5 protein-coding genes are annotated in these 11,057 nt (G+C 40.7%); all 5 read left to right on the top strand.

Features of this window, described 5'->3' with window-relative positions; all coding sequences use genetic code 11:
* Positions 1 to 11 precede the first annotated feature (11 nt).
* The 5 genes from SKC38_RS03690 to SKC38_RS03670 all read left to right on the top strand — a co-directional run bounded on the left by SKC38_RS03690 (position 12) and on the right by SKC38_RS03670 (position 11,025).
* A complete protein-coding gene (locus SKC38_RS03690; protein ID WP_377975198.1) occupies positions 12 to 1,445 on the top strand; it encodes a SusD/RagB family nutrient-binding outer membrane lipoprotein in 1,434 nt (477 codons plus the stop codon).
* A gap of 161 nt (positions 1,446 to 1,606) precedes the next feature.
* Positions 1,607 to 4,756, top strand: coding sequence for a SusC/RagA family TonB-linked outer membrane protein (locus SKC38_RS03685; RefSeq protein ID WP_377975197.1), 3,150 nt, complete (start codon positions 1,607 to 1,609; stop codon positions 4,754 to 4,756).
* An 18-nt stretch (positions 4,757 to 4,774) separates the two neighbouring features.
* Positions 4,775 to 6,220, top strand: a complete 1,446-nt coding sequence (locus SKC38_RS03680) for a RagB/SusD family nutrient uptake outer membrane protein (protein ID WP_377975195.1) — start codon at positions 4,775 to 4,777, stop codon at positions 6,218 to 6,220.
* A 161-nt stretch (positions 6,221 to 6,381) separates the two neighbouring features.
* Positions 6,382 to 9,534 carry a SusC/RagA family TonB-linked outer membrane protein gene (locus tag SKC38_RS03675; protein ID WP_377975193.1) on the top strand — a complete coding sequence of 1,051 codons (3,153 nt, stop codon included), beginning with the start codon at positions 6,382 to 6,384 and terminating at the stop codon, positions 9,532 to 9,534.
* 9 nt (positions 9,535 to 9,543) lie between these two features.
* The gene (locus SKC38_RS03670; RefSeq protein ID WP_377975191.1) at positions 9,544 to 11,025 is read left to right on the top strand and encodes a RagB/SusD family nutrient uptake outer membrane protein; all 1,482 of its coding nucleotides are present in this window, start codon (positions 9,544 to 9,546) and stop codon (positions 11,023 to 11,025) included.
* Positions 11,026 to 11,057 lie beyond the last annotated feature (32 nt).

Genomic DNA, 11,057 nt, shown 5'->3' with positions numbered 1-11,057 from the left:
ATTATATAATGATGAAAAGAATATTAATCGTTTTTGTACCGCTGTTGGTTTTATTTGCAGCTTGTACAAGTGACATCTCTCAATTGAACATTGAGACAAAAAGGCCTGCTGCAGTTCCTGCACCAACCTTGTTTTCGAATGCCGTTAAGACCCTTGCTGGTACTTTGGCATCTGCGAGTGTGAATACGAACGTATTCCGTTTTACAGTTTCGCATTGGGCGATGGCTGTATACCAAGATGAAGCACAATATGATTTCAATACACGTGCGATTCCAAATGGCTGGTGGACAACAATGTACCGTGATGTTATCGCGGATTTACGTGAGTCAGCTCGTTTGATCAACGCGGATGCTTCTTTAGCGCCTGCTGAGAAAGCAAACAAATTGGCGATCTTGGATATCATGGAAGTTTACACGTATAGTATTTTGGTTAATACATATGGTAATATTCCTTATTCTGAGTCAATTAATGCATCTATTTTGTTTCCAAAGTATGATGATGCAAAAACAGTTACGGCTGATTTGATGGCTCGTTTGAACAAGGATATCACCGCAATTAATCCTTCAGCATCTTCATTTGCTGCTGGTGAGGATTTAGTTTACAAAGGATCTGCTGCTAAGTGGGTTAAATTTGCAAACACATTGCGTTTCAAATTAGGTATGGTATTAGCAGATGTAGATGCTTCAACAGCAAAAACAGCTGCTGAATCTTCTGATGCTGGTGCTATCTCGGCTGCTGCTGACAATGGATTGTTTACATTCCTTTCAGCATCTCCTAACCAAAATCCATTATTCGTTGATATCGTAACAGGTGGTCGTCAAGATTACATCGCTGCGAAAGACTTAATGGACAAATTGTTAGGATGGAATGACCCTCGCACATCTGCATTCTTCTCGAAGAATAACTCAGGTGCTTATGCTGGAGGTATCGTAGGTAAAGCAAATACTTTCGTTGATTTCTCTCGTGCTGGCGCGAAAGTTATCGATGCTGCTGCACCTTACGTGTTTGCTGATTATGTAGAAACTGAATTCTTACGTGCTGAAGCAAAAGAAAGAGGATTCTCAGTAGCAGGAACGGCTGAAACTCATTACAACAATGCAATTACTGCATCGATCTTGTATTGGGGTGGAACAGCTGCTGATGCGGCTGCTTACTTAGCTCAACCAGATGTAGCTTATTCGACTGCTGCTGGAGATTGGAAGCAAAAAATTGGTACTCAAAAATGGATCGCTCTTTACAATCGTCCTTACGAAGGTTGGGTAGAGATTCGTCGTTTGGATCAACCAAAAATTGCTGCCCCAGTAAATGCAAAGTTGACTAGCTTCCCAACACGTTTCTCATATCCTTCATTTGAGCAAACATTGAACGGTGCAAACTACACAGCTGCTGCATCTGCAGTAGGTGGTGACTTGTACACGACTAAATTGTTCTGGGATAAGAACTAATCAATATTTTATTGATTTTGAAAAGGGCGACCACGTGGTCGCCCTTTTTGTTTGCCAAATATTCTATTGATTTATAATATTAATAACGAATTTTTATAAACATTTTAAGGAGTTTGGGGTTAGAAATATTATTTTTGTTTTCATTCATTAAACTAAACAACATGAAAAAACTAGTACTATCCTGGGTGTTGATGATGGCTGTTGTCAGCTCATTGTTTGCCCAAACAAGGCAAGTTACTGGTAAAGTCACATCCTCGGAAGATGGAAGTGGCATGCCAGGCGTAAGTGTCAGCGCGAAAGGTTCCGCAAAAGGAACTAGCACAGCGGCTGACGGAACCTATAAAATTGCGGTTGCAGATGGTGTAAGCCTTGTATTCTCTTTTGTCGGTTTTAATTCTCAAACAGTTGCTGTGGGTTCACGTAGTGTGATTGACGTGCAATTACAAGCGGATAACCAACAATTATCAGAGGTAGTTGTCGTAGGTTACGGTACCAAGAAGCGCCAAGAATTTACGGGTGCAGCTTCTTCCGTAAAAGCCGCTACCATCGCAGAACGTCCTGTTCAATCTTTCTCACAAGGTTTAACGGGTCAAGCTGCCGGTGTTAACATCACGCAACCCAATGGTTTGTTGAACAACCCTCCAGTGATTCGTGTGCGTGGTTTGAGCTCACTTTCGCTAAGCTCATTTCCTTTGGTCGTAATTGATGGTATTCCTATTTCTACGGATAACGTATCGGCCAACTCGACTACGAATAATCCATTGGCGGATATTAACCCTTCCGATATTGAGTCGATCGACGTATTGAAAGATGCTGCTTCTGCGGCTATTTACGGTTCTCGTGCGGGTGCAGGGGTTTTGTTAATTACGACGAAACGTGGTAAATCAGGTAAAGCAAAAGTTTCCATTGATTCTTGGGCGGGTATCTCTGAGGCAGTTCGTTTACCGGATGTCCTGAACGCACAACAATACATGGACCACAAAAACGGTGCGATTGCGAATGCTTTGGCAATGAACCCAAATGCCATTAGCGCTTCACAACGTAATGCAGAAAATAAATCTTTCTTGCCTGCTTACAATGCAGATGGTTCGTTAATCGATACAGATTGGTACAAAGAAGTATACCAAACTGCGGTTTCACAGAATCACAACTTGACGATCAACGGCGGAACAGATAAGACGAATTACTACTTCTCTGCAGGCTATTCTGATCAAGATGGTTTCTTGCGTAGCAATAGCTTCCAACGTCGTTCTGGTCGTTTCAATATGGATCACCAAGCAACGAAATGGTTGAAATTAACGGCTAATTTTAACTATTCGAACACGTTTAACAAAGCACCTATGTCGGGCTCAAACTCGGGTGGTGCATTTAATACATCTGGTTTAGGTCGTATCGCTGTGGCACAAGTTCCCAACTTGCCAGCTTACTTGCCAGATGGTTCTTATAACTTAGAGAACAATACATTGGGTCGTTTGAATAACTTATTGCCGGCTCAATTTCCTAATCCAGCAGTTGTTCGTGATTTGGATAAAATTACATCTGAAAACACACGTTTAATTGCCAACTTAGGGGCTGAATTCCGTTTAATGGAAGGCTTAACTGCGAAGACAAGCTATTCTTGGGATCGTCGTAACACGGAGAACATTCGTTTCTTCAACCCATACAATGGTGACGGTTGGTCAGCAGGTGGTGATGCTTATAACAACACCGCTCGTTCGGATAACTGGAACTGGATCAATACCTTACAGTATAACTTGACTTTGGCAGAAAAACATAATTTCTCTGTGATTGCAGGTTCTGATGTGCAAAAAACACGTGTATTGAACTGGGGAGCGCAACGTCAAACATTAGCTGATTACTTCTTCACAGACTTCCAAGGTAACTTTGGTACGAACTTAGCTGCAGGTAATGGTATCTACCAAGTAGCTTATGAAGCGTATTTGGGAAGCTTCTCGTATAATTATGCGGGTAAGTATTTCTTGAGTGCCAACTACCGTCGCGATGGTAACTCGGCTTTATCTTCAGAAAACCGTTGGGGTGATTTTGGTGGAGCATCTTTGGGATGGACTGTATCCGAAGAAAAATTCTTCAAGAACTTAAACTTGGGTAATAAAATTACTAACCTACGTTTGAAGGCTAGTTATGGTAAAGTGGGTAATGGTAACGTCCCTAATGCATATGGTTCTTATTCAACTTTTGCTTCAGGACTTTATGGCGCGGCGCCAACCTTATCATTTAACCAAGCAGGTAACAAGGATTTGAAATGGGAGACTTCGGCACAAACCAACGTAGGTTTAGACATTAGTTTCTTAAATGATCGTATTCAAGTGGAAGCGAACTATTACTACAAGGATATCAACAACTTGATTTTGAACGTACCACAAGCACCATCTAAAGGTATTCCTGGTAACTCAATTCTAGCTAACGTAGGTTCCATGTATAACAAAGGATACGAATTAGCCGTTACTGCAACTCCTATTAACAATAATGGATTTGTTTGGACAACGAACTTGAACTTTGCTACGAACGAAAACATGGTTACATCGTTAGTTGACGCAAACACACCAATCTTAACAGCTACCTCGGGTTTAGAAGTTACTTCCATTACGAAAGTAGGTTATTCAGCAGCACAGATTTACGGTGTAAAAACAGCAGGAGTTAACCCAGAAAATGGTCGACGTATCTACATCAAGCGTGATGGAACAAAAGTTCAATATCAACACTTAGGTGGAGCGTTAGCTTGGACGACATTGGATGGTAAGGCTACAACGTCTCCTTCTTCTGAGCAACAAATTTTGGGAAATACATTACCTACTTTCTATGGAGGTTTTAATAATACATTCCGTTACAAAGGTTTTGATTTAGGAGTGAATTTTACATTCTCAGGAGGTAACTACATCTACAATGGTTCCCAAGCAGGTTTGCGTGACCAACGTGTTTGGAATAACTCGGTTGACGTATTGAACTCTTGGAAGACTCCGGGTCAAGTAACCGAAATTCCAAAAGCTGTTTATGGTGATAACGTATCAAATGGTTCATCTTTCTTAATTGATGCCAATGTTCAAAAGGGTGATTTCTTGCGTTTGCAAACAGCAACATTAGGTTATAAAATTCCTACGAACTTAACGTCGATTGGAATCTCTAACATCCGTGTTTATGCACAAGCGAATAACTTATGGTTATTGACAGCATATACGGGTGTTGACCCTGAGATCTCGTCAAATGGTGATTCAAACCTTGCTTCAGGTATTGAGCGTAACTCAATTCCACAAGGACGTTCATTCACATTTGGTATTAACATTGGTTTGTAATTTTAACAGATAAAGAAAATGAAATTATTCACAAATAAAATGGGAATCTTGTCGATCGCACTTGCGATGACTGTTTCCTCTTGCAATAAGGAATTCCTTAGTGCGGTTCCGGAATTGGATTTGTCTGATGCAACGGTATTTAATACGCCTGCTCGTGTCCTTTCCCAAGTAAATGGTTTATATGGTTCTGCCAAAAATGGTAGTTTGTTTGGTGGTCGTTATTTAATCTACAACGATATTCGTGGAGAAGATTGGGTTAATCGTACAACGAACTCGGTAACGGGTTATTCAACTTATCAAGGAAACCAAGATCCGTCAGATTCGTATTTGGCAGGTTTCTGGATTCAAGGATATTTGACAATTAACCGAGCTAATTTATTCTTAGAAGGTTTAGCAGCTAATCCCAATGCAGTTTCGTCTACATTAGCTGCGAACTACCGTGGAGAAGCAAAATTCTTGCGTGCATTGACCTATTTCTCTTTAGTTCAATACTTTGCAAAACCTTACATCTTGGATAAAGGTGCTTCTGCTGGTTTGCCATTGCGTTTGAAGGGCTCTGTATCTTCAGCAGATAATGACATGCCTCGTAGTACGGTTGCTCAAGTTTATGCGCAGATCTTACAAGATTTGAATGATGCGGAAACGGAGTTGCCAGATTCATACGGTACAGCTTTGTTGAATACAACACGTGCACACAAAAATTCGGCAATCGCATTGAAAACGCGTGTTAAATTAGCGATGGGTGATTATGCAGGTGTGATTGCTGATGCGAACAAAATCGTTTCTGCTACGGCTCCATTCAAATCTTCAGCACGTGTGGCTCATGCATTGCAATCAGATGTTTCTGCTGTTTTCAAAGCGCCGTATACAACAACGGAATCGATTTTCTCTTTCCCAATGGATGCAACAAATGCTCCGGGAACGCAAAATCAATTGGGATACTACTTCAATGCTGGTAACGTGGAATATTATTTAAATACAGGTTCTATCGGTATTTACAATAATCCTCAGTTTGCCGCAACAGATGATCGTAAGACAAAGTTGACAGTTGCTACGACTTCTGTGGCGAAATTCCCTTCTTCAACGAAGTTTAGTGGGGTATCTCCTTTTGTAGATTACGTACCTAACATTCGTTATGCTGAAGTATTGTTAAACTTAGCAGAAGCTGAAGCAGAAGCTGGAAGTTTGACGCGTGCAGTTGCTTTATTGAAAGCAGTACACGGTCGTTCGGATGCGTCTTACGTATTCCCGGTATTGGATACCAAAGCTGACGTAATAAAAGCTATCTTAACGGAACGTCGTATCGAATTCTTAGCGGAAGGTTTCCGTGCGAATGATGTGACACGCCGTGGTGAGCCGATGGTATCGTTTGGTGCTGGAGCAACAATTCAGCCTACAGATCCTCGTTATATCTACGGTATTCCATTAGTAGAGGTTCAAACGAACCCGAGCATCGGTAAATAAAATTTCCGAGATGATTTTTTAAAAAGGCAACTGTAATGGTTGCCTTTTTTTATTTATTTATACAGGTAATAAAAACAATTTATATTATTTGATTGTTTGGAAATTTATTGACAACTATTTTTGCCAATTCACTTATCATCAATTGTTTAAACTAAGACATTATGAAAAAAACACTACTATTAAGTATCTTCTTGTGGTTGTTAGCAATGGTGCCATTGCTCGCTCAAGATAGAACAATCACGGGTAAAGTAACAACCGAAGACGGTTCTTCTTTGCCAGGTGTAAACATTGCCATCAAGGGTACAAGCAAAGGTACTACTACGGATGGTGATGGTGCATTTAAGTTGACAGTTTCTCCCTCAACCGTACTTCAGGTAAGTTCAGTCGGTTTTGGTACACAAGAAATTCGTGTTGGTAATCGATCAGTTATTAACATTTCACTTCAATCGGAAGCTTCAACGTTGGACGAGGTTGTTGTAACAACATTTGGTACAGCTAAAAAATCTTCATTTACAGGTTCATCGGCAAAGATTGGGGCGGATAAATTAGCTGTTCGTCCTATTACCAATATTGGACAGGCCCTAGAAGGAATTGCAGCGGGGGTTACTACCACATCAACGAACGGCCAGCCAGGTTCATCTCCCGCGGTTCGTATTCGTGGTTTTGGTTCGATTTCATCTTCGAATGATCCCTTGTATGTTGTTGATGGTGTGCCGTATTCGGCGAGTATTGCCAACTTGAACAATGATGATATTGAGTCCATCACGGTGTTAAAAGATGCAGCATCTACTGCTTTGTATGGTGCTCGTGCGGCTAACGGGGTTGTGATGGTTACAACTAAAAAAGGTGCCAAAGGCAAAAATTCGATTAATATTAAGTACACGAAAGGTTTCAATACAAGAGCCTTGCCTGAGTATGATCGTGTAGGACCTGCAGATTATTATCCTTTAATGTGGGAGGCAAACCGTAATAACTTAGCTTACCGTGCTACAAGCCCGGTTGCCATTGCTACTGCGAATTCAACTGCATCAGCTGGATTAGGTGCTATTGTTGGAACAGGCTATAACGTATATAACGTTCCGTTTGCTCAATTGGTAGGAACTGATGGTAAATTAAATCCATCTGCCCAATTGATTTATAATGCTGACGATTTAAACTGGGAAAAGGCCGTGATGCGTCAAGGTGTGCGTGATGAAGTGAGTGCGAACTTCTCAGGTTCAAATGGTAAGTCGGATTACTTTTTATCTGTTTCTTATTTGAATGATAAAGGATATCAAATCAAATCTGACTACGATCGTTTTACAGCTCGTTTAAATTTGAATAGCCAAATGAACGATTGGTTCAAAGTAGGAGCCAACATGAATACAACAATGACTACGTCGAATCAATCAACTGCTGATGGGGGTACATCGTTCGTTAACCCGTTCTTCTTTACTCGTGGAATGGCACCTATTTATCCTGTTTATGCATACAATCCTGCAAGCCCGGGTACTTTCTTAACATTAGAAAATGGAAGACGTCGCTATGATTATGGTAACTTAAGTGCATTAGGTCTATCGAATCGTCCTCAATATGGGGGTCGTCACGTTGTAGCTGAAACGGAATTGAACGAAAACTTCTTCCGTAGAAACTTACTAGGAGGTCGTGCTTTTGGAGAAATTACTTTCTTAAAAGATTTCAAGTTTACCAATAATGTTGGTTTAGATATTACCAATGCCAATACCGTTGTATTTGGTAATCCAGAGATTGGTGATGGGGCTCCTGCGGGTCGTGCGTCCAACACATTTGAGAACATTACGAATTATAACTTGTCTCAATTGTTGACTTACAATCATTCATTTGGCAAGCACAATGTTGATGCACTTGTTGGTCACGAGAATTACAACTTGGTAAGCAATAGCTTAGATGGATCTCGTTCGCAGCAAATTTTGGATGGTAATTATGAGTTGATCAACTTTACTACAACGACGAATTTAACCTCCCAATATGACATTCGTCGCGTGGAAGGTTTCTTCTCTCGTTTGAATTATGATTATGATTCGAAGTATTTTGTTTCATTCTCAGCTCGTCGTGATGGATCATCTAAATTCTATCAAGATAAGCGTTGGGGAACATTCTACTCAGCCTCTGCTGCTTGGCGTTTAGATCAAGAAGATTTTATCAAAGAATTGACATTTATCGATAATTTGAAATTGAGAAGTTCTTGGGGCCAAACAGGTAATGATGGTGGAATTAGCAACTATGCTTGGCAGCCATTATACGCTTTAGGCTGGAATAATGCGACTGAGCCAGGTATTTTACAATCTTCTTTGGGAAGTAAATCATTAGAGTGGGAAACAAATACCGCTTTTGATGTGGCTTTAGAATTCGGTTTGTTCAAGAATCGCATTTCGGGTACAATTGAATATTTTGATCGTAAGTCGACCAACTTGATTTTTGCTGTGCCTTTGCCATTGTCAGTAGGTATTGCAACGGAGACTAGAAATATTGGTTCAATGTACAACCGTGGTATTGAGCTTCAGTTGGGAGCTGATGTGGTTCGTTCGAAAGATTTTAACTGGCACATTGATTTAAATGCGACCAAATTAGAAAACAAGATCACGAAGATGCCTGACGAAAGTAAGGAGATCATCGATGGAACGAAAAAGTTAAAAGAAGGAAGTTCTTTATATGATTATTGGTTGCGTGAGTACAAAGGAGTAAACCCAGAAACGGGTGTGGCTGAGTATCGTGCGGTTTCGTATGTTCCTTCTAACTCAAGAATTACAGCATCGGGTGATACCTTGACAAATAATATTGCGAATGCGCGTTACTGGTACAATGGTACATCCATTGCGGACTTGACTGGGTCAGTAAATACCTCATTGACTTATAAAGGGTTCTCGCTTTCTGCGTTAATGGTTTATCAATTAGGTGGTAAGATTTATGATGGCGCGTATGCTAGCTTAATGAGTGCAGGATACCACAGTGCGAAGCACGTTGATATCTTAAAGCGTTGGGTTAATCCAGGCGATATCACGGAAGTACCACGAATGGATAATGGACGTACTGCGGATTTTGATGCAGCCTCTGATCGTTGGTTAATCGACGGTAGTTTTATGAATATCCGTACGGTTACATTGTCTTATCGTATTCCAAAATCGTTCATGTCAAAATTGAAAATCGACAATGCACAGGTTTACGTAAGTGGGGAGAATTTCTTGATGTTGTCTCGTCGTAGCGGTATGAACGTCCAACAAAACTTTGGTGGAACGACAAGTAACGTTTATAGCCCAGCGAAATCATTGGTATTAGGTATTTCATTCTCTTTATAATTTTGAATCATGAAAAATAAATTAGTAATAATTTTAGCATTTATGTTCGGCATGATTTCGATTTCATGTGAGAACGTTTATTTAGATACGACGCCTACGGCAAGTATCGATGCAGGTTCTGCTTATGCAACAACCAAAAACGCGGCTGCAGCAGTCAACGGTATATACCGTTCTTTTATTGTACGTTATTTGAGTTCTCAGGGCCATTCTGGTCACCCAGCGATGATGATCATTTTAGATCACATGGGAGAGGATATGATTATTGGTACCACAGCAGCTTCTTGGCACGTGGGGGAAACTCGTTGGACTGCTCACCGCTCCGATGTTAACACAATGGCTCAGTTTCCTTGGGAAATGTATTATCGAATCATTGGTAATGCCAATATAGGTATTGCAAATATCGATAAGGCGGTTGGTCCAGCTGCAGATAAAAATACACTAAAGGGTGAAGCTTTGGCTTTACGTGCATTTGGGTATTTTAATTTGGTTCAATTGTACGGAAAACGTTACGATGCTTTATCTAAACCAAACGCTCAGTTAGGAGTTCCCTTGGTTCTAGAGCCTATGACTACGGGGCTACCAAGAAATACAGTGGAAGAAGTTTATACTCAAATCAATAAAGACTTAGCTGATGCTGCAGCCTTATTGACTACTTCACGTGCCAATAAGTCTCACATTAATTTAAGCGTTGTGAAAGGTTTGCAAGCTCGTGTGGCACTTGTTCAGCAAAATTGGGCGAACGCTGCAAAATTTGCAGCTGAAGCACGTGCTGGATATCAGCCGATGTCTGCTACCCAATATGTGGATGGTTTTCAAGATATTGCAAATTCAGAATGGATGTGGGGTTTTGATCACCTAGAAGATCAAACTGAATATTTCGGTGGATATCACTCATACATTTCTTGTAACTACAACTCGACCGTAATTCGTACGTATCCTAAGGTAATTAACAGCTTACTTTTTAGTAAAATTCCTGCAACGGATATTCGTTCTAAGATGTGGGTGGAGACGCCAACTGCTGCAAACTCTGTCGTACCTCCAGGAGGTGTTCGTCCTAAGTTCTTGAATCAAAAATTCAGATTGCCAGGTGTTCCTTCAACATCCGCTATGGGTGATGTACCCTACATGCGTGCAGCAGAAATGTATTTGATTGAAGCGGAGGCGAAAGCTCGCTTAAATGATGCAGCTGGCGCATCTCAAGTATTGTTTGAATTAATCAAAACAAGAGATGCTTCTTATGTAAAATCGACCAATACGGGTCAAGCTTTGTTAGACGAAATTTTGATTCATCGCCGTATCGAATTGTGGGGTGAGGGACATCGTTTCTTAGACTTGAAGCGTATGAATGCAGCATTAAACCGTAATGGTACGAATGCAATTGCTTCCGTTGCATTATTATATGATGTAGCTCCCGGTGATGTTCGTTGGGAATTTTTAATCCCACGTCGTGAGATCAATGCGAATCCTGCGATTGTTCAAAATCCATTATAAAATAAAAAGGTGGCTGAAATTTCAGCCACCTT

The organism is Aquirufa echingensis, assembly GCF_042714525.1.
Lineage (GTDB): Bacteria > Bacteroidota > Bacteroidia > Cytophagales > Spirosomataceae > Aquirufa > Aquirufa echingensis.
Note: the sequence above shows the minus strand (reverse complement) of the source record. Positions and strands in the feature narration are given on the sequence as shown.

Excerpts from the sequence above, each read along its gene's own strand:
- SKC38_RS03690 (WP_377975198.1), top strand. The coding sequence starts at position 12 with ATGAAAAGAATATTAATCGTTTTTGTACCGCTGTTGGTTTTATTTGCA.
- SKC38_RS03685 (WP_377975197.1), top strand. The coding sequence starts at position 1,607 with ATGAAAAAACTAGTACTATCCTGGGTGTTGATGATGGCTGTTGTCAGC.
- SKC38_RS03680 (WP_377975195.1), top strand. The coding sequence starts at position 4,775 with ATGAAATTATTCACAAATAAAATGGGAATCTTGTCGATCGCACTTGCG.
- SKC38_RS03675 (WP_377975193.1), top strand. The coding sequence starts at position 6,382 with ATGAAAAAAACACTACTATTAAGTATCTTCTTGTGGTTGTTAGCAATG.
- SKC38_RS03670 (WP_377975191.1), top strand. The coding sequence starts at position 9,544 with ATGAAAAATAAATTAGTAATAATTTTAGCATTTATGTTCGGCATGATT.